The organism is Tsukamurella sp. 1534 (genome assembly GCF_000312385.1).
Taxonomy (GTDB): domain Bacteria; phylum Actinomycetota; class Actinomycetes; order Mycobacteriales; family Mycobacteriaceae; genus Tsukamurella.
Window position 1 is genome coordinate 162,431 of the sequence record NZ_HE997626.1, and the last position, 18,479, is coordinate 180,909.

21 protein-coding genes and 1 tRNA gene are annotated in these 18,479 nt (G+C 71.7%); 8 read left to right on the top strand and 14 right to left on the bottom strand.

Annotated elements, in window-relative coordinates:
• Positions 1 to 16: 16 nt before the first annotated feature.
• A tRNA-Sec gene (locus BN39_RS00750) sits at positions 17 to 112 on the bottom strand.
• Between the two features lie 33 nt (positions 113 to 145).
• On the opposite strand from BN39_RS00750, the gene selD reads away from it, so the two are divergent.
• Positions 146 to 1,123, top strand: a complete 978-nt coding sequence (selD, locus tag BN39_RS00755; protein WP_019200431.1) for a selenide, water dikinase SelD — start codon at positions 146 to 148, stop codon at positions 1,121 to 1,123.
• Positions 1,124 to 1,133: 10 nt separating this feature from the next.
• On the opposite strand, the gene nrfD is transcribed toward selD, so the two are convergent.
• From nrfD to fdh, 3 genes are read right to left on the bottom strand one after another with little or no spacing between them, the layout of a single operon-like run.
• Positions 1,134 to 2,231, bottom strand: coding sequence for an NrfD/PsrC family molybdoenzyme membrane anchor subunit (gene nrfD, locus BN39_RS00760; protein WP_019200432.1), 1,098 nt, complete (start codon positions 2,229 to 2,231; stop codon positions 1,134 to 1,136).
• On the bottom strand, positions 2,228 to 3,262 hold the full coding sequence (locus BN39_RS00765; protein ID WP_019200433.1) for a 4Fe-4S dicluster domain-containing protein: 1,035 nt from the start codon (positions 3,260 to 3,262) through the stop codon (positions 2,228 to 2,230). The genes nrfD and BN39_RS00765 overlap by 4 nt, the downstream gene beginning before the upstream one ends.
• A gap of 32 nt (positions 3,263 to 3,294) precedes the next feature.
• The gene (gene fdh / locus BN39_RS00770) at positions 3,295 to 6,630 is read right to left on the bottom strand and encodes a formate dehydrogenase (protein WP_192814828.1); all 3,336 of its coding nucleotides are present in this window, start codon (positions 6,628 to 6,630) and stop codon (positions 3,295 to 3,297) included.
• A gap of 153 nt (positions 6,631 to 6,783) precedes the next feature.
• Here fdh and BN39_RS00780 point away from each other — a divergent pair, with 153 nt between their 5' ends.
• From BN39_RS00780 to BN39_RS21955, 4 genes are all read left to right on the top strand, one after another.
• Positions 6,784 to 8,205 carry an OFA family MFS transporter gene (locus BN39_RS00780; protein WP_019200436.1) on the top strand — a complete coding sequence of 474 codons (1,422 nt, stop codon included), beginning with the start codon at positions 6,784 to 6,786 and terminating at the stop codon, positions 8,203 to 8,205.
• Positions 8,205 to 8,330 (top strand): hypothetical protein, encoded by a 126-nt coding sequence (locus BN39_RS23950; RefSeq protein ID WP_019200437.1) that lies wholly within the window; start codon positions 8,205 to 8,207, stop codon positions 8,328 to 8,330. Before BN39_RS00780 ends, BN39_RS23950 begins: the two co-directional genes overlap by 1 nt.
• Positions 8,331 to 8,428: 98 nt before the next feature.
• Positions 8,429 to 9,010, top strand: coding sequence for an RNA polymerase sigma factor (locus BN39_RS00785; protein ID WP_019200438.1), 582 nt, complete (start codon positions 8,429 to 8,431; stop codon positions 9,008 to 9,010).
• Positions 9,007 to 9,999, top strand: a complete 993-nt coding sequence (locus BN39_RS21955) for a DUF4349 domain-containing protein (RefSeq protein WP_019200439.1) — start codon at positions 9,007 to 9,009, stop codon at positions 9,997 to 9,999. Before BN39_RS00785 ends, BN39_RS21955 begins: the two co-directional genes overlap by 4 nt.
• Before the next feature lie 11 nt (positions 10,000 to 10,010).
• Here BN39_RS21955 and BN39_RS00795 read toward each other — a convergent pair whose 3' ends face one another.
• From BN39_RS00795 to BN39_RS00805, 3 genes are all read right to left on the bottom strand, one after another.
• A complete protein-coding gene (locus BN39_RS00795; protein ID WP_019200440.1) occupies positions 10,011 to 10,418 on the bottom strand; it encodes a PaaI family thioesterase in 408 nt (135 codons plus the stop codon).
• A gap of 26 nt (positions 10,419 to 10,444) precedes the next feature.
• Complete coding sequence (locus BN39_RS00800) at positions 10,445 to 11,386, bottom strand: DUF5995 family protein (protein WP_192814829.1); 942 nt, start codon at positions 11,384 to 11,386, stop codon at positions 10,445 to 10,447.
• A gap of 91 nt (positions 11,387 to 11,477) precedes the next feature.
• On the bottom strand, positions 11,478 to 11,870 hold the full coding sequence (locus BN39_RS00805) for a MerR family transcriptional regulator (protein ID WP_081585868.1): 393 nt from the start codon (positions 11,868 to 11,870) through the stop codon (positions 11,478 to 11,480).
• Positions 11,871 to 11,879: 9 nt separating this feature from the next.
• Here BN39_RS00805 and BN39_RS00810 point away from each other — a divergent pair, with 9 nt between their 5' ends.
• Together BN39_RS00810 and BN39_RS00815 are read left to right on the top strand one after the other, a co-directional pair.
• Positions 11,880 to 12,515: an NAD(P)H-dependent oxidoreductase gene (locus BN39_RS00810; RefSeq protein ID WP_019200443.1), complete on the top strand. Its 636-nt coding sequence runs from the start codon at positions 11,880 to 11,882 to the stop codon at positions 12,513 to 12,515.
• A 54-nt stretch (positions 12,516 to 12,569) separates the two neighbouring features.
• Complete coding sequence (locus BN39_RS00815) at positions 12,570 to 13,307, top strand: Clp protease N-terminal domain-containing protein (protein WP_019200444.1); 738 nt, start codon at positions 12,570 to 12,572, stop codon at positions 13,305 to 13,307.
• A 13-nt stretch (positions 13,308 to 13,320) separates the two neighbouring features.
• Here BN39_RS00815 and BN39_RS00820 read toward each other — a convergent pair whose 3' ends face one another.
• The 6 genes from BN39_RS00820 to BN39_RS00845 form a co-directional block, all read right to left on the bottom strand.
• Positions 13,321 to 13,887: a DUF1707 domain-containing protein gene (locus BN39_RS00820; RefSeq protein ID WP_019200445.1), complete on the bottom strand. Its 567-nt coding sequence runs from the start codon at positions 13,885 to 13,887 to the stop codon at positions 13,321 to 13,323.
• A gap of 36 nt (positions 13,888 to 13,923) precedes the next feature.
• On the bottom strand, positions 13,924 to 15,108 hold the full coding sequence (locus tag BN39_RS00825; protein ID WP_019200446.1) for an RNA polymerase sigma factor: 1,185 nt from the start codon (positions 15,106 to 15,108) through the stop codon (positions 13,924 to 13,926).
• Entirely contained in the window at positions 15,108 to 15,497 is a 390-nt protein-coding gene (locus tag BN39_RS00830) for a YciI family protein (RefSeq protein ID WP_019200447.1), read from the bottom strand. Before BN39_RS00830 ends, BN39_RS00825 begins: the two co-directional genes overlap by 1 nt.
• Before the next feature lie 120 nt (positions 15,498 to 15,617).
• On the bottom strand, positions 15,618 to 16,070 hold the full coding sequence (locus tag BN39_RS00835) for an acetyltransferase (RefSeq protein ID WP_040765707.1): 453 nt from the start codon (positions 16,068 to 16,070) through the stop codon (positions 15,618 to 15,620).
• Positions 16,071 to 16,130: 60 nt separating this feature from the next.
• Entirely contained in the window at positions 16,131 to 16,562 is a 432-nt protein-coding gene (locus BN39_RS00840; protein ID WP_019200449.1) for a VOC family protein, read from the bottom strand.
• Between the two features lie 74 nt (positions 16,563 to 16,636).
• On the bottom strand, positions 16,637 to 17,284 hold the full coding sequence (locus BN39_RS00845; protein ID WP_019200450.1) for a hypothetical protein: 648 nt from the start codon (positions 17,282 to 17,284) through the stop codon (positions 16,637 to 16,639).
• Between the two features lie 87 nt (positions 17,285 to 17,371).
• Between BN39_RS00845 and BN39_RS00850 the strand changes: the two genes are divergently transcribed.
• A complete protein-coding gene (locus BN39_RS00850) occupies positions 17,372 to 18,004 on the top strand; it encodes a DUF2461 domain-containing protein (RefSeq protein ID WP_019200451.1) in 633 nt (210 codons plus the stop codon).
• 7 nt (positions 18,005 to 18,011) lie between these two features.
• Here the strand turns inward: BN39_RS00850 and BN39_RS00855 are convergent, their stop codons facing one another.
• Positions 18,012 to 18,476 carry a peroxiredoxin gene (locus BN39_RS00855; RefSeq protein WP_040766289.1) on the bottom strand — a complete coding sequence of 155 codons (465 nt, stop codon included), beginning with the start codon at positions 18,474 to 18,476 and terminating at the stop codon, positions 18,012 to 18,014.
• Positions 18,477 to 18,479 lie beyond the last annotated feature (3 nt).

Sequence of the window (18,479 nt, forward strand, 5' to 3'; positions counted from 1 at the left end):
CGCTGCTGCCGAAAGCTGGCGGAGGTGGACGGGAATCGAACCCGCCAGGCCGAGATGCTCGACCTCACCGGTTTTGAAGACCGGGGAGCCCACCAGGAACTCAGACACCTCCGCGGTCCAAGATAGACGCCGCTACGGTGGAGCCGTGACGGACGCCCGATTGACCTCGTTCGCGCACGGCGGCGGCTGTGCCTGCAAGATCCCTCCCGGGGAGCTGGAGGAGGCGGTCCGGGGACTGACCGGCCATGCCTCCCCCGACGTCCTGGTGGGGCTCGACGACGGCGACGACGCGGCGGCGGTGCGGCTCTCCGACGAGTTCGCGGTCCTGTCGACGGCCGACTTCTTCACGCCCGTCGTGGACGACGCGTTCGACTGGGGCCGGATCGCCGCGGCGAACGCGCTCTCCGACGTGTACGCCATGGGCGGGCGCCCCGTGATGGCCATCAACCTGGTGGGCTGGCCCCGCGACGCGCTGCCGCTCGAGCTCATGACCGAGGTGCTCCGCGGCGGACTCGCCGTCGCGCAGGAGGCGGGCTGCCCGGTGATCGGCGGCCACAGCATCGACGATCCCGAGCCGAAGTACGGCATGGCCGTCACCGGCATCGCGCATCCGGACCGGCTGCTGCGCAACGATTCCGCTGAGCCGGGCCTGCCGCTGACCCTGACCAAGCCGATCGGCGTGGGCCTGCTCAACAACCGGCACAAGCGCACGGGTGAGGTGTCCGAGGCGGCGATCGCGACGATGACCGCGCTCAACCGCGACGCCGCCGCCGCGGCGCTGGCCGCGGGCGCCCGCGCGGCCACCGACGTCACGGGCTTCGGACTGCTGGGGCACCTGTTCAAGATGTGCCGCGCCTCGGGGGTCGGCGCGGAGATCGACGCCGCCGCCGTTCCACTGGTCGACGGTGCGCGGGAGGCGCTGCGCGACGGATACGTCTCCGGCGGCACCCGCCGGAACCTGGACTGGGTGGCGCCGCACCTGGACGCCGACGGCGCCCCGGAGGAGGCGCTGCTCCTGCTCGCCGACGCGCAGACATCGGGTGGGCTCCTCGTCGTGGGCGAGGTGCCCGGATACCCCGTGATCGGCCGCACCACCGCCGGGCCGGGTATCGCGATCCGCTGACCGCGTACCGCTATTCGGCGGTGGTGATCGAATCTCCGGTCTGTCCCGCCGCGCGGCGCCGGGCCAAGCGCCGCTTCTGCGGCTCGATGACGTACTTCGGGTCGTGCGTCGATTCCAGCCCGGCCTCGAACACCCCGAACCGGGTGAGCGCTGAGGCGCCGAGGAGCGCGAGGCCGGAGGCGACGGCGACCGGGCGGCGTCCCCCGCCGAGCAGCGCGCCGAGACCGCCGGCGACTGCGAGCCGCTCGCTCCACCGGAGCATCGCGCCGGGCTTGCCGTGGTGCAGCGGCTCCACCAGGACGGGGTCCATGCGGGACTCCATGTACTTCATCGCGGCGATGTCGCCGAGCACGCCGGCTACGGCGAACGCGCGGGCCGGTCCGGTCTCGGCGGTCGGGGTGGTGACCATCGCGAGGCCGCCGGAAGCGAGCGACGCCGAGCTGACGAACACGAACGGCAGGTCGCGGTGCGCCTCGTTCCAGGTGGGAACTGCGGTGTCCGACAACAGTACAGCGGTGTACACGGCCAGCGGCGGCCCGAATGCGGCGGCGCCGAAGCCCGCCGGGCCCTCCACGGCACGCAGCACCCGGCGCAGCGGGCCCAGCGGCAGGCGCTCACCGGTCAGGCGGTCCACCTCCGCCGCCGCGGCGATGCCGATCCCCGTGCCGTAGCCCGAGAGGATCCACGAGCCCATGCTCATCGGGGACGTCACCTTCGCGGTGCGCATCATGTTGATGAACCGCTCCGGCCTACCGAGGTCGGCGATGAGGGCGACGGCGCCGAGGCCGACCGCGGTGAGCGCGCCGAGCCGGGCGTTGCGGCGCAGCGCGGACCGGCCCGTGAGCTGGCCGCCGAGCGCGAGCACGCCGGAGCCTCCGGCGACGCCGCCGAGCACCAGGTACGCGGCCACGGGCCACTCCCACGGCGGCGGCTTGACCACGGGTTTGCCGTAGTACGAGCCGAACTCGGCGTCCGGCACCATGAACACCTCGCGGCTGCCGTCGCCGCCGCCCGCCAAGCCGGGGCGGTTCTTGGGCGGGTTCTTCCGCCACTTCCGCCGGCGCGGCGGCTCGGGCGGACGGACCTCGTCGAACTCGGAGTGGGTCATCGTCGGCCCCCTCGCCGCAGCGCGCCGCCGAGGAACGAGACCGCGGCGGCGGCCGCCATGCCGAGCGCGGCCACGCCTGCCCGCTTGTACATCTCGGGGAGGTCGGCGGTGCAGACCCGCGGGTCCGGCGGGAGCCCGTACACCTCGGGCTCGTCGAGCAGCAGGAACACCGATCCGGTGCCGCCGACCCCGTCGAGCTCGTTCGCGCCGTACAGGCGCGCCTCGGTCATCCCCTGCGCGTGCAGCTGCGCCACGCGCTCACGGGCGGTGGTGACCATGTCGTCGTGATCCCCGAACTTGATCGAGGTGGTGGGGCAGGTCTTGGCGCAGGCCGGCGTCTCGTCGTCGAGGAGCCGGTCGTAGCAGAGGGTGCACTTCTGGGCGATGCCGCGCTTGGAGACCGGCGGCTGCTCCCCCTTGCGGTGGCCCTCGCCGTTGGTGGTGCCGAACGTGCCGTCGCCCCGTCGCTCGACGACGCCGAACGGGCAGCCCGCCACGCACGTACCGCAGCCGTTGCACACGTCCGACTGGACCACGACGGTGCCGAACTCGGTACGCATCATGGCGCCGGTGGGGCACACGTCGAGGCAGCCCGCATGCGTGCAGTGCTTGCACACGTCGGAGCTCATCAGCCACCGGAACTCCGGGGTGTCGGGCGGGGTGACGTCCACCTCGCCCCACGCCGGCATCTCCTCGGCGGCCGCGGGGGCCTCCGATCCGCGGACGCCGGGCATGCCGAGGGCCACCAGCTCGCGGCCGGACTCGCGGGCCGCGGCGATCCGCTCCGCGCCCTGCTCCACGAACGCGACGTGCCGCCACGTGCTGGCGCCGAGCGCCTCGGTGTTGTCGTAGGACATGCCGGTGAGTTCGAGATCGCCGTCGCGCGGGTTGCGGTTCCACTCCTTGCACGCGACCTCACACGCCTTGCAACCGATGCAGATCGAGGTGTCGGTGAAGAAGCCCTTGCGGTGCTCGTGGCGGTGCCAGTGCGCGTCGGCGCTCGGGTCGGTCGGTCCGGACAGCTGTCCCATCTAGCCACACCTCCTCGTCGCAGTATCTCTCGTCACCACCGGGTCCGCCCCTCCCGCTCGGGATCGTCCTCCGCCGGGTCCGGGAACACCGTCTCGCGACGCGGCTCGGTGAGCCGTACATTGTCGGTCTCGACCGTCACACCCGCGCGTTCCCGGTACGCGCGGACCAGGTCGAGCAGCGCCCGGCCCTGCGGCCGGCGACCGGCGACCACGTCGCAGGAACCCACCTTCGACTCCTGGATCTGCGTGTTCGGATCCAGCGTCACGCCGATCAGGTCGTTCGCGGCGTCGCCGCTCACCACGGCGTCGGTGCCGACGCCCCAGTGGTACGGCAGGCCCACCTGGTGCACGTCCCGCCCGTTGATCCGCAAGGTCCTCAGGCGGTCGGTCACCAGCACGCGCGCCTCGATCGCGGCGCGGGGCGAGACGATCGTGGCCCAGCCCTCGTTCTCCAAGCCCCGTTCCGCGGCGAGCTCCGGCGAGATCTCGCAGAACATCTCGGGCTGCAGCTCGGCGAGGTACGGCGACCAGCGGCTCATGCCGCCCGCGGTGTGGTGCTCGGTGAGCCGGTACGTGGTGAAGACGTACGGGTACACCTCCACGCCGCGGTCCCCGGCGCTCGGCGCGTCCAGGTTGTCGGTGCGCGGAAACAGGACTCGCGCCGGCGCCTGCTGCTGCGGGTACACGGCGTTGCGGACCGGCGACTCCTGCGGCTCGTAGTGCGCGGGCAGCGGACCGTCGACCAGGCCCGACGGGGCGAACAGCCAGCCCTTGCCGTCGGCCTGCATGACGAACGGGTCGTCGCCCGCGAGCCCCTCGGCGCCGCCCACCCCCGGTTCCGGCCGGTGGTGCGGCGGCGTGGTCGCCGGGAAGTCCGGCACGTCGGGCCCGGCCCAGCGGCCCGCCTCGGCGTCCCACCACATGTACTTCTTGCGCTCGCTCCAGGGCCTGCCGTCCGGATCGGCCGAAGCCCGGTTGTACAGGATCCGACGGTCCGCGGGCCACACCCAGCCCCACTGCGACTGGGTGAGCCCCGGGCCGCCGCCCGGAGCCCTTCGCGCGCACTGGTTCTCGCCACCTGCGTAGACGCCGGTGTAGATCCAGCACCCACCCGACGTGGAACCGTCCGCCTTCATCTCGGTGAACGAGCTGAGCGGGGTGCCCGCCTTCTCCCCCGTGAGGTGGAAGCCGTTGATCTCCGCCAGCACCGCCTCGGGATCGGGGTTGCCGTGCTCGTCCGGCGGGTAGTCCCAGGTCATCTCCAGGAGCGGCCGATCGCGCTCGTCCGTGGACCCGGCGAGCTTCTCCCGGATCCGCTTGCCCAGCTCGTAGAAGAAGTCCAGTTCGCTCTGCGCCTGCCCGGGCGGCTGCACCGCCTGGTGCCGCCACTGCAGCATGCGCTGGGTCTGGGTGAACGAGCCCGACTTCTCGACGTGGGTGGCGGCGGGCAGGTAGAAGACCTCCGTGCCGATCTCCTCGGTCTTGAGCTCGCCGGACTCCACCTCCGGGCCCTCGTACCACCACGTCGCGGACTCGATCATGTTGAGGTCACGCACCACGAGCCATTTCAGGTGCGACATCGCGAGCCGCTGCTGCCGCCCGTTGGCCGAGCCGACCGCAGGGTTCTGACCCAGCACGAAGTAGCCGTCCACCTTGTCCTCGAGCATGTCGACCACCGTCTGGTACGTGCCGGCGGGCCCGTCGAGCCGCGGCAACCAGTCGTAGCAGTAGTCGTTCTCCGCCGTCGCCGCGTCGCCGAACCACGCCTTGAGCAGGCTCACGGTGTACGCGTCCGAATAGGCCCAGTACCCCTTCTGCTGCGGCGAACCCACCGTCGCGAGGTAGTCGCTCAGCGTGCGCTGCTGCACCGAGGGCATCGGCAGATAGCCGGGCAACAGGTTGAACAGCGTGGGGATGTCCGTGGACCCCTGGATCGACGCATGACCGCGCAGCGCCATGATGCCGCTGCCCGGCCGGCCCACGTTGCCCAGCAGCAGTTGCAGGACCGCCGCGGTGCGGATGAACTGCGCGCCCAGCGTGTGCTGCGTCCAGCCCGTCGCGTAGCCGAAGCACGTGGTGCGCTCGCGGTTCGAGTTGTCCGTGATCGACCGGGCCAGGTACTCGAAGTCCGCGGCGGGGATTCCGCACATCTCCTCGACCATCTCGGGCGTGTAGCGCGCGAAATGCCGTCTGAGGATCTGGAACACGGTGCGCGGGTCCTGCAGCGTCTCGTCTCGCAGCACGGCGGACTCCGCCAGGGGCGCGCCCGCCGCGCCCAGCTGATCGCCCGCGGCCCGGTCCGACGCGGCGCCGCCGTGTTCGGTCCCGTTCGGGGGTTCGACGGTGCCGCCCTCGGGGTGCGCGTAGCCCCACGTCGACGGGTCGTACTTCCCCGTCTCGGGATCGAATCCCGAGAACAGGCCGCCGAGGTCCTCCGTGTCCCGGAAGTCCTCGTTGATCAACGTCGCCGCGTTGGTGTACGCGACCACGTACTCGCGGAAGTACAGCTCGTTCGCCAGGACGTGGTTGATGAGCGCGCCGAGCAGCACCACGTCGGAACCCGCGCGGATCGCGATGTGCTTGTCCGCGACCGCGGAGGTCCGGGTGAACCGGGGATCGACGTGGATCACGCGCGCCCCGCGCGCCTTCGCCTCAGAGACCCATTGGAAGCCCACCGGATGGGCCTCGGCCATGTTGCCGCCCATGAGCACGATGCAATCGGCGTTCGCCATGTCCTGCAAGGACTGCGTCGCGCCACCGCGACCGAACGAGGCTCCCAGACTGGGAACCGTGGCGGAGTGTCATATGCGGGCCTGGTTCTCGATCTGGATGGCACCGGCGGCGGTGAAGAGCTTCTTGATGACGTAGTTCTCTTCGTTGTCCAGGGTCGCGCCGCCGAGCGAGGCGATGCCCATGGTGCGCCGCAGTGGCCGGCCGTGCTCGTCGTAGTCCTGCCAACCGTGCCGGCGGGCCTCGATGAACCGGTCGGCGATCATGTCGATCGCGGTATCGCGGTCCAGGTCCTGCCACTGCGTCGCGTACGGCGCGCGGTAGCGGATCGCGGTCTGTCGCAGTGGGTTGTTGACCAGCTGCTCACTGGAGGAACCCTTGGGGCACAACCTGCCGCGCGAGATCGGCGAATCCTCGTCGCCCTCGATCTGCACGACCTTCTCGTCCTTGACGTACACCTTCTGGCCGCAGCCGACGGCGCAGAAGGGGCAGACGCTCTGCACCACGCGGTCCGCGGTGCGGGTACGGGGCTCGATCCCGCGCGTCCGCGCGGACTCCACCGCCGGTCCGCGACCGAACGCGTCACCGGTGCGGAGCTGGCGCACCACGGGCCACTCGAGGGGGCTGAACCTCGGCATGGCCCCACCCTATCCCCCGTTCCGGCACGCGCACGACACTTGGCCGGTAATCCCGTTCACACGGATCAGTACACGCGGAGGGCGCCGGTGTGCTGGCATGGGCACGGGCACCGTCGGGCGCGTCGGCGGGCCACTACGTGCCGAGGAGGCTCCATGCCCGCGTTGTCCTTCCTTGACCGGGATCACTCGGTCGCGCCGCCGGGGTACAGCCGGTGGCTGATCCCGCCCGCGGCCCTGGCCATCCACCTGTGCATCGGGCAGGTGTACGCGACGAGCGTCTACAAGGACGCCCTGGTCCAGCACTTCCACACCAACAAGACGATGATCGGGATCGTCTTCTCCATCGCGATCGTGATGCTGGGCATCTCCGCGGCCGTGTTCGGCACCTGGGTGGACCGGGTGGGCCCGCGCCGCACCATGTTCACCGCGGCGTGCTGCTGGAGCGCGGGCTTCCTCATCGCCGCCCTGGGCATCGCCACCGGCCAGCTGTGGCTCGTCTACCTCGGGTACGGCGTGGTCGGCGGGATCGGCCTGGGCCTCGGGTACATCTCACCGGTGTCCACGCTGATGAAGTGGTTCCCCGACCGGCCCGGCCTCGCCACGGGCATGGCGATCATGGGCTTCGGCGGCGGCGCGATGGTGGCCTCCCCGCTGTCCAAGGAACTCATCGGGTTCTACGGCGGCAGCGCCGCCGGCGGCACCGCGGTGATGAAGTTGTTCATCACGCTGGGGGTCGTGTACTTCCTCGTGATGATGATGGGAGTCTTCACGATCCGTGTTCCCGCACCCGGCTACGCCCCGCCGGGCGCGGGGCCGTCGGCGGCCCGGGTCAAGACCGTCGCCGCCGCCGGGAACGTGTCCGCGGCGAACGCGATCAAGACGCCGCAGTTCTGGCTGCTGTGGGTGGTGCTGCTGTGCAACGTGACCGCGGGCATCGGCATCCTGGAGCAGGCGGCGGACATGATCCAGGACTTCTTCCGCGGCGACGACGGGCTCTCGACCGTGACCGCGACCGTGGCCGCCGGCTTCGTGGGGCTGCTCTCGCTGGCCAACATGGCCGGGAGACTCGGCTGGTCCACCACCTCCGATTACATCGGCCGGCGCAACACGTACACGCTGTACCTCGGCGGCGGGGTGCTGCTGTACCTGGCCCTCACCACCGTGGGCTCGTCGTCCACCGCGCTGTTCGTGGTGTTCTGCGCGCTGATCATCTCGTTCTACGGGGGCGGGTTCGCGACGGTGCCGGCGTACCTTCGGGACCTTTTCGGCACGTTCCAGGTGGGCGCGATCCACGGGCGCCTCCTGACCGCCTGGTCCACCGCGGGCGTCGCCGGCCCGCTCATCGTGAACCGCGTCCTGGACTCGAAGAAGGACGCCGTCGACGCCGCCGGTAACGCGGTACCGCTGCAAGCCGGCGACTACCGCGTGGCACTGCTCATCATGGTGGCCATACTCGCCGTCGGCTTCGTGGCCAATCTGCTGATCCGCCCCGTCGCCGAGCGGTGGCACGAGACCGGTCCGGTGATCGACGCCGTCGACGCCGCCTCCGGCGCCGACCGCACCAAGGAGGCCTGATGGACCACTCGCCCCAGCCCAAGCACACGGCGCAACTCGTGATCACCTGGTCGGTGGTACTGGTACCGCTGCTGTACGGCCTGTACAACGCCGTCGCCGCGGCCGCGAAGCTGTTCAGCGGCTGAGCCCCGGCCGCGACACGCCCGTCGCTGGTCCGGCGGCGTTGACCAGCGGATTCGGGCGACCGTGAGACGGTGACGGGGTCCGGCGACAGTAACGGGGTGTGACCACCACGATGACCACCGACGAGGCCGCGGACCGCGCGCTGCTCGCCCGAGCGGCGGGCGGCGACGGCGCGGCGTTCGCGGAGATCTACGACCGGCACGTGCGGCCCGTCTACTGGCAGGCCTACACCGTGCTGCGCGACGCCGACGCCGCGCAGGAGACCACCCAGGACACCTTCCTCACGCTCTGGCGTCGTATCGGCGAGGTGCGGATCGTCGACGAATCCGTGCTGCCGTGGTTGCTGACCACGGCGCGGTACACGGCGCTCAACGTGGGCAGGCGGCTGGCGGCGGCACGGGACCGCGCAGCCCCGCTGGACGCCGACGCCGCGGGACCGGACGGTGCGCCGTCACCCGAGGACGAGGTGCTGTCCGCCGAGATCCGGCGGATCATCGCCGCCGCCGTCGAGGCCCTGTCCCCCACCGACCGCCGCCTGTACCGCCTCTGCGTGGAGGGCGAGCACACCTACGACAGCGCTGCGCGCGAGCTGGGCGTCACCCACGCCGCCGTGCGCAACCGCGTCTCCCGGCTGCGCAGCCGCCTGCGCGCCGACCTGAGCACCCTGAGGGAGCAGTCATGACCACGCAGCACACCCCCGGCGAGATCCTCACCGAGGATCGCATCGACCGGATGCGCGACACCGTTCTGCGCGAGGTGAACGACGACATCGGCGACCTCCGGGCGCGCCACCGCAGGCGCTCCGCCGGCCTCGCCGCAGCGGCGGCCGTCGCGGTGGTCGCCGTGGGCGGCGGGGTGATCGCGGGCACGCAGCTGACCGGCGGATCGTCGTCGGCCCCCGCCGATCGCGCGGAGAAGAGCTTCAGCGCCCCACTGACGGGAGGCACCCCGGCACCCGGTGCCGGAGCCCTCCCCGGCCCGGCCTCGGCGCCGACCGCACCGTCGACCCCGCCCCGGGCACAGCCGGATCGCCAGGTGATCACGACGGGCACAGTGGAACTCACGGCGGGCGACCCCCGCGAGGTGGTGGCCGACCTGGTGGCCGCGGCGGAGAAGATGGGTGGCCGCGTGGACGAGCGGCGCGAGACCGGCGGCGAGACGACGTCGGCCACCGTGGAGCTGCGAGTGCCCGGCGACAAGGTGAGCGCCCTCGTCGATGAGGCGTCCGGGCTGGGCGAGGTGGGCTCCGTCCGCCTGGAGCACGACGATGTGACCGCCGCCGTGGTGGATCTCGACGCCCGGATCCGCGCGACGCAGCTGTCCGTGAACCGGCTCACCGACATCCTGGGTCGGGCGGACACCTCCGACAAGGTGATTCAGGCCGAGGGCGCGCTCACCCAGCGACAGCAGGAACTCGAGAGCCTGCAGTCGCGCCGGGCCTCGATCGGCGAACAGGTGGCGCTGTCCACGGTGACGGTGACCGTCGAGGCGCCGAAACCGGGGGCCGACCGCTCGGGCTTCGTCGGCGGGCTGCAGGACGGCTGGGACGCGTTGCTCGGCGCCGGCCGGTGGCTCCTGGTGGTCGCGGGCGCCGCCCTCCCGTGGTTCGCGCTGTTGCTCGTGCTGTACGGCGGATACCGCGGGTTCCGGCGGATCCGTTCGCGCGGTTAGCCTTCCATCGTTCAGTCGGTGCCGGTCGGCACCAGCGTGGCCCGGGCGGTCGCGAACAGCGGGCCCCGCGCACCGTCGACCTCGATGTAGGCGTCGGCCTCGGAGAACGCCTGCCTCCGGCCGGCTTTGAGGACCCGCCCGACGGCGACGAACGCCTCCCCGTGCGCGGGGCGCAGGAACTGCGAGTCGAAGTGGGTGACGACGCCGGGGCCGATGTGCAGGCCCGCGGCGAAACCGCAGGCGTTCTCGAGCAACCCGAGGATGACGCCGGCGTGGAGACCTCCGGCGTTCTGGCACAAGTCCTCGCGGTACGGCAGACGGAGCACGACCTCGGACTCGTCCGCACTCACCACCGCGATACCGACCCACCGGTTGAACGGCATCGCCGCGCTGTGGGCGGCGACTCTCTCGACGGTCATCGTCGTACTATCGCATCCCCGCGCGATCAGCGACGGGCCGCGGCCACCGACTGCGGCGGGGCGGGCGCGACGGGGCCCGGCGCGGGCACCGGTGCGCCGAGGCCGCCGATCCCGGAGAGCACGTCGAACGCGATCTCCCCGGTCTGCCACAACGCGAGGATCCCTCCGCTCACGGCGGGGCGGGCGCCGGGGTCCTGCAGCGCGAGACCGTTGGCGAAGGTCAGCGTGTTGTAGCCGTCGTCGGCGGCGCGCAGCATGAGGTTCGACGCCACACCCGCGCCGACGATCCGGTCGAGGCCCTGACCGAAGAAGTAGAAGGTCCACAGACCCCACAGGTCCGCACCGTAGATGCGCTTGCTCCGCTCCGGGATCACGTTGCCGTTCTTGGCGATCGAGTCCACGATGCGGTAGAAGTCGAGGGCGTTGTGCGGGCGGCTACGGGCGGCCGCGACGGTGTACGCGAGGTCCACCGTGATGTGTGCGTTGTACCCCGCCATCGCGACGCGTCCGGGAGGGAGCTCGCAGCGCGTGGCGAGCCGGAAGTAGTTCGCCCACCACGACGGGACGGCGCCACCGGTGAACTGTGCGTGGACGGCCGCGAGATAGCGCGACACGAGATCGATGGAGAGGGTCTTCGCGTAGCGCGGATCATCCAGCGCCGCCTCGTCGCGCTGCGTCGGGGTGACCGCGTCACGGATCACGCCGTCCATGCCGACACCGAACAGCCCCCGCCAATCCTTGTGCGCAGCAAGGATGTCGGCGATCGCGCGCTGCCGCACAGTGACCGCGTCGAGGGTCTCGAAGGTCGGAGTGCGCGGGAGGGTGGCCGGATCCGACAACGCGACGATCCGGCGGTTCTCCGCCGCCGTCAGGGGCGAACCGCAGTACGGGGACGGGGCGGCGGCCACGGACGGTGCGCCCAGGAGCGCGACGATGACCGCGACCACCAGCAGAATCGTTGCACGCATGGGTGGCAGGGTACGACAGGGAGGCGAATCACCGCAGGTGACGGGCGATATCTCCGATTCGGTCAGCGCCGGTCGGTACCCGCCCCCGCGATCACCGGTTCTCCTGAACGTGGTCGCGCAGCTCGTCGAGTTTGGCCCGGGCCGAGACCAGCTGATCGATCCGCTCGTCGAGCACCGTCCGGCGCTCGGCGATCCGCACGAGCGCCGCGTCGAGTTCCTCGGGCGGCACGCCCTCACCGCACACGATGCCCACCAGTTCCGCGGTCTCCGTCGCGGACAGGCCCGCCTCGATGAGGCACCGCGCGTCGAGCACCGTCTGCACGTCCTCCTCGGTGAACGCGCGGTACCCGTTCGACTGCCGGCCGGGCGCGAGGATTCCGGTCTTCTCGTAGTGCCTGATCATGCGCGGTGTCGCGCCCGTTCGGGCGCACAGATCGCGCATCCGGATCGCGGGCTTGACTATGACACTGATGTCAGGGTTCATGCTGCCAGTATGACAAAGCAGACCGATTCCCTCCGTGCCGTCGTCGTCACCGCCCACCCCGATGCGGACGCGGCGACCGCCGCCACCGCCCGCGCCGTCGCAGCGGGCCTCCGGGACGGCGGCGCCGTGGACGTCGAGGTTCACGACCTCCTCCTCGCGGGTTTCGACCCCGCCTTCCGCGCCGCGGACGTGGCGGCCTACCGCGGCGACGCACCGCTCCCCGGCGACGTACGCGAGGAGCAGCGCTACCTGGAGGGCTTCGACCTGATCGCGGTCGTGTTCCCCGTGTACTGGTGGTCGCTCCCGTCCACCCTCAAGGGGTGGATCGACCGGGTGTTCACCCGCGATTGGGCCTACGACGACACGGGCAGCGGAGTCGTGCTCCGCGCGCCGAAGAACCTGCACTTCTTCGGGATCGGCGCCGCGGGGGCGCGCGCCTACGACAAGTACGGCTATCGCGACGCGATGCACGCCCAGCTGGTGACCGGGATCGCCGGCTATTCGGGGGCGGGTGACTCGAGCCTCGTACTGCTGCACGACGGGGAGTCCACCGACCCGGACGCGCACGCGGCGCGGCACGCGACGGCACGCGGGGCCGCGGCGCGCATCGCGGAGCGTCTGGGTCGCGACGGGAACGCCGCCTGATCGAGGCGTCAACCCCGTCTTGACACGCCGGAGTTGTCAACTCATGATTGACGCATGGCTGACAACACCCCCGCTCCGATCGGACTCGACGACCTGATCCGCACCGTGCACGCCCTGCACCCCGAGGGCACTGCGCTGGAACACCTGACGGACGCCGTGGCCGTCGCGTCCCATCTCGGCGAGACCGCCGACCACCTGGTGGGCCACTTCGTGGATCAGGCGCGCCGCAGCGGGGCCACCTGGACATCGATCGGCTCGTCGATGGGCGTCACCAAACAGGCGGCGCAGCAGCGGTCGGCGCCGCCGAGCATCGACGCGGCGGCGCTCATCGGCGCGTCGGGGTCGCCGTACTCGCGGTTCACGCCCCGCGCGCGCAGCACCGTCGTCGCGGCGCAGGACGAGGCGCGCGCCGCGGGCAGCACCGTGATCGACACCGACCACATGCTGCTCGGCCTGTTCCGGGAGCCGGAGGGCATCGCCGCCCGGCTCCTCGTGGGGCGCGGCGTCACCGAGGAGGCCGTGCGGGCGCGGATCTCCGTGCGGGAGAACACCGATGTCCCGGAGATGATCCCGTTCACTCCCGCGGGCAAGAAGGCCGTGGAGATGATCCTGCGGGAGGCGCTGCGCCTGGGGCACAACTACGTGGGCACCGAGCACATCCTGCTCGGCATCCTCGCCGAGGACGCGGGCCCGGGTGCGACGATGCTCGCCGACCTGGGGATCGACCACGCCGCCGTCGACGCCGCCGTGCGCGAGGTGCTGTCCACGTACCGTCCGGAGACCGCGGGGTAGCGACCGCGCCCGCTCAGCGCCGCAGCACCAGGGTGCTCATCGCGGCGAGCGAGCCGCGGAGCACCACCGACGGACCGCCGGGCCCGGGAGCACCGCCCAGCTTCTCCTTCACCGAGCTCCACCCCGTCGCCTCCAGCCCGCTGCGGTCCAGCTGCATCGATGGCCCGAGGTGCAGTTTGACCGTGCTGCCGGAGACCTGCACGTCGATCTCCACTCGTCCGTACGGGAAATCGGCCCGGCGGAAGTCGATCTTCGCGGTCCCCATCGTGCCCTCGATGCGGAGCCGGGCAGGGACCGTCCACACGCCCCGCCGGACGACGCTGCCCCAGTCCATGCCGAGCACCTCCGGTGGCGACTGCGCGGCGACCTCGACGGGCGTCGGCGGGAACAGGCGGTCGGCGACGGGCAGGTCGGCGACGAGTTCGCGCAGCCGCCCACGATGCGTCGCGCGGTAGGCGGCGTGGGTGCGCTCGTCGAACTCCTCCACGGTGAGGTAGCCGGTGGCCATCGCCTCGCCGAGCAGCTCGACGGCGCGCTGTCGTTCGGGGTCGCCGACCCGGATTCCATCGCTGTCGGACATGGCCCGACCCTATCCGCTTCGCGCCTGTTCGTGCCGTTATGGTCCGGTTCGGGCGGCGCGTGCGGCGAGGTGCCGGCGCTCGGCCGGATCCGTGGTGAGCGAGATCGCCTTGTCGTACGCGGCTTTCGCGCCGGGATCGGCGAGCGCGCTCAGCAGGTGCGCCCGCAGCGCCCACGCGGACTGCAACCCCCGGGTGTCGTCGACCGCGTCCAGCGCGGCCAGACCGGCGGCGGCACCGTCGGTCTCGGCGATCACGGCCGCGAGTGCCACCGCCCCGCCCCGGGTGGGCGCGAGCGCCTGCAGGGCCTCGTGCAGCCGTCGCAGGGCCCGCCAGTCCGGGGGCTCCCCTGCGCGCCGCGCGCAGTGCACGGCGCCGAGCGCGGCCTCCAGCTGGAACGGCCCGACGGTGCCCAGCGCGTGCGCGGCGCGCAGGTGGCGATGACCGGCGGCGATGAGGTGGGCGTCCCACCGCGCCGGGTCCTGCTGCGCCAGTGGGATGTAGCGGCCGTCCTCGTCGGTCCGCGCGGGCAGGCGGGCGCTGGTGAGGAACAGCAGCGCGGCCAGGCCGTGCGCCTCCGCCGCGGCGGGCGCCGCCTGGGTGATGGTCTCCGCGAGGCCGAGCAGCAGCGCGTGGCGCTCCCGCGGCGGGGTGGGCCATTCGATGCTGTACGCGCCGTAGACGGCTTCGAGGACCCGCGTGAGCCGGTCCGGCAGATCCGCTGCGGCCGGGATCTCGAACGGCACCCCGTCGCGCTTGATCCGCTTCTTCGCGCGGGTCAGTCGCGCCGCCATCGTGGTGCTGGGGATGAGGAACGCCGATCCGATCTGCTCCGCGGTGAAACCGAGCACCGTGTTGAGCATGAGGGGCACCGAGGCCCCGGCGACCCCGGGATGCGCGCACACCAGCAGCAGTTCGAGGCGCCGGTCGGGCTGCTCCTCCAGTGAGGGGCCGTCGTGACGGTCCTCCAGCGGCACGGAGGTGCGCTCGGCCGCGGACTTCCACCTGTCGCGCTGGCGGTTCCGGGCCACGGTGAGCAGCCAGGCCTCGGGGTCGTCCGGGACGCCGTCCGCCGGCCACCGGTCGAGCGCCCGCTCGAAGGCGTCGGCGAGGGCGTCCTCCGCGGCCGCCACGTCGTGGGTGCGTGCGGCGAGCAGGGCGAGCAGGCGGCCGTACGAGGTGCGGGCGGCGTTCTCCGCCCGCACCCGCGCGTCGGCCTCCATCAGCCGGCGTCGGTGGTGCCGCCGCCCCAGACGCCCTTGTCGCACGCGGCGGCCACCTTGCGGACCTCGATGACCGCGTACTGGCTGGCGGGGTGCTTCTCCGCCCAGGCGATCGCCGCATCGCGGTCCGGCACGTCGATGACGAACACGCCCGCCAGCGCCTCGCGGGTATCGGCGAAGGGGCCGTCCTGGACCCGGAGGTCACCGTCGCGCCGGGTGACGGTGACCGTCTGCCCGACGGGCTCCAGGATGTCGGCGCCGGCGAAGACGCCCGCGGCCTCGAGCGCCGCGGTGTAGTCGGCCATGGCCTGCTGCATCTGCAGCATGACCTCGTCGGCGATCTCGCCCGGGCCGGGCTCGGCGTTGTTGAGCAGCAGTGCGTAGCGCATGATGTTCCTCCTCGTTCCACTGTGCCCCAGGGGCGGGGCACAGGGATGACGATCGAGCCGACCGGTAATCGACACGCGCCCGGAGGGATTTCCGCCGCGCGGGAGCGCCGCCCTCGCCCGCTAGCTGCGCGCCCCGGCGTCGAGGGCGAGGTGCAGCAGCGGATACGGCCTGCCCTCACCGTCGCGCTCGCTGCGGCCGGCGACGACGAACCCCTTGCCGGCGTAGAAGGCGACGGCCTGCTCGTTCTGCTCGTTGACGTCCACGGTGCGGACGCCCTGCTCGGTGATCGCGTGCTCGAGCAGTGCACCACCCACGCCGCGGCCCCGGTGCGGCGCGTCCACGAACAGCATCGCCAGATCCGCGCCCGCCGTTCCGGCGAATCCCGCTGGACGCCCGTCGAATTCCGCGACGGTGAGCGTCACTTGCGGGAAGTACGCCCCGGCCAGCGCGCCCTCGATCTCGTCGCGGTCCGCGTCGGCGAGGAAATGGTGGGTCGCGTCCACGGCGCTGCGCCAGATCCGGACGAGCTCGGGGTACTCAGCGCTTCCCGCGCAGGGGCGAAGACGGATCACGCCGGGGATTATGCCGGGCGGCGGCGCACCGTCGCCACCCGGTTTCCCGCGGCGCCGCCGTCAGTCGAGGCAGAACTCGTTGCCCTCCACGTCCTGCATCGTGAGGCAGGACTCGTTCACCCCGTCGGCCTCCTGCAGGTAGAGCCTGGTGGCGCCCAGCTGCTCCAGCCGCGCGCATTCGTCCTCCAGGGCGGCGAGGCGTTCGGCGCCCACCATCCCCGCGCCCACCCGGACGTCGAGGTGCACCCGGTTCTTGACCGTCTTGCCCTCCGGCACCCGCTGGAAGAACAGGCGCGGGCCGGCGCCGGTGGGGTCGACGCAGGCGAACGCCGAACCGTGGGCCTCCGGCGGCAGCGTCTGCTCGAACGCGTCCCAATCGGCGAAGCCCGGGGGCGGCGGCGGAACGACGTAGCCGAGCACCTCGCACCAGAACAGCGCGACCTTCTTCGGATCCGCGCAATCGAACGTGATCTGGACCTGCCTGACTGTCATAGGGTGACACTAAGCCGACCACCGGTCAGTTCACGACCTGATTTCCGGAAGGTTCGCGTACGTGCCCAGAGCACCTACCGCGTGCCGTCGCCGCTGATGTCCCGCCACGGATAGCCTTTGGGGCGGTGCCGCGGCGGGATCAGCTCGAGCCCCAGCTCCGGCGCCACGGAGTAGATGTACCGGCTCACCGCCCGGGGCGACGGCGTGTGGAACGGCGTGACGCGGACCGTCGCAACGGAGTACGAGCGGAACCAGAACTTGTCCGACCTCGTCGCGGCCGGTACCGCGTGCTCCATCTCGCACAGCCTGCGCTCATCCTCGACGTGGAAGTGGAACACCAGGGCCAGGCGCACACCGCGCGCGGACTCCTCGGACGTGGTGATCCGGGTGATCTCGGACCAGCCCCACGACTGCAGGCCCGGGTACGGCACCCGGAGGAACACCACCCCGTCGGGCTCGATGACCGCATCCTCCCGCCCCTCGTCGATGCTCATGAGCAGGAACGCGACCAATCCGAACATCCCGGCGGCGATCGCCAGGGACAGGGCACCGATCACGACGGCGGATCCGCCGCCCCCTTCTTTGAAGACCGTGACGAGGACCGCCAGCATCGCGATCCCCGAGAGGATCCAGCCGAGGAGAAGGGCGACGCCGGCCGGCCGGAAACCCAGGCGCACGACCATCGGCGCGACCGCCGGCGATTCCCCCGCCCCACCGTTCATATTTCCTATTCTTCACGGGTCCATTGCTACACGCAATCGCAGCCCGTGCGCCCGATCGCAATCGGGCCGAGCGGTAGCCTCACGACCATGAGCTTCAGCGGTTTCCCCGAGGCGGCGCTCGACTTCTACGACGACCTCGAGGCCGACAACTCGAAGGTGTTCTGGGAGGCGCACAAGGAGGTCTACCGCTCAGCGGTCGCGGAGCCGATGGCCGCGCTCACCGACGCGCTGGCCGACGAGTTCGGCACCGCCAAGATCTTCCGGCCGTACCGCGACGTGCGGTTCTCGAAGGACAAGACTCCGTACAAGACCCATCAGGGCGCGTTCGTCGGCGTCGGCCCCGCCACCGGCTACTACGTGCAGATCGGCGCGCCCGGGGTCCGCGTGGGCGCGGGGTTCTACGAGGCGAGCCCCACGCGGCTCGCGGCCTTCCGCAAGGCCATCGACCACGACCGCTTCGGACCGGAACTGGAGCAGATCGTGGCGAAGCTGCGGCGCAGGGGATGGGAGATCGGCGGCGACACCCTCAAGACGGCGCCGCGCGGGTGGGACGTCGACCACCCGCGCATAGAACTCCTCCGGCACCGGTCGCTGACGGTGATGCGGGACTACGGCTTCGAGGACGTCATCCACTCGCCGAAGCTGGTGCCGCAGATCCGCAAGCACTGGCGCGAGACGTCCTCGCTGCTCGACTGGCTCGTCGAGCACGGGGACGTCTGACCGCGATTCAGCGGCCGGCCGTCAGGGCGGCGAGCGCCCTGTCTGCGTGGGCTTGCATGTTCACCTCGGAGGCGATGACGTCGGCGATGGTGCCGTCGGCGCGGATCGCGAACGTGGTGCGTTTGGTGGGCATCCCGGCCAGCTTGAGCAGGCCGTCGCGCCGCACGCCGTAGGCGGAGGCGACGGCGCCGTCGACGTCCGACAGCAGCGGGTAGCCGAGCTCGTGCTTTGCGGCCCAGTCCTGCTGCTTGGCGACGGCGTCCCGGCTGATGCCGACGCGCTGCACGCCGGCGTCCGCGAACTCGGTGGCGAGGTCCCGGAAGTGGCAGGCCTCCTTGGTGCACCCCGGGGTGAACGCGGCGGGGTAGAAGAACAGCGCCACCGGGCCGGCGGCGAGCAGGTCGCTCAGCCTGCGCGGTTCGCCGACCTGGTCGGGAAGCTCGAAGTCGGGGGCCTTGTCACCGGGTTTCATGGG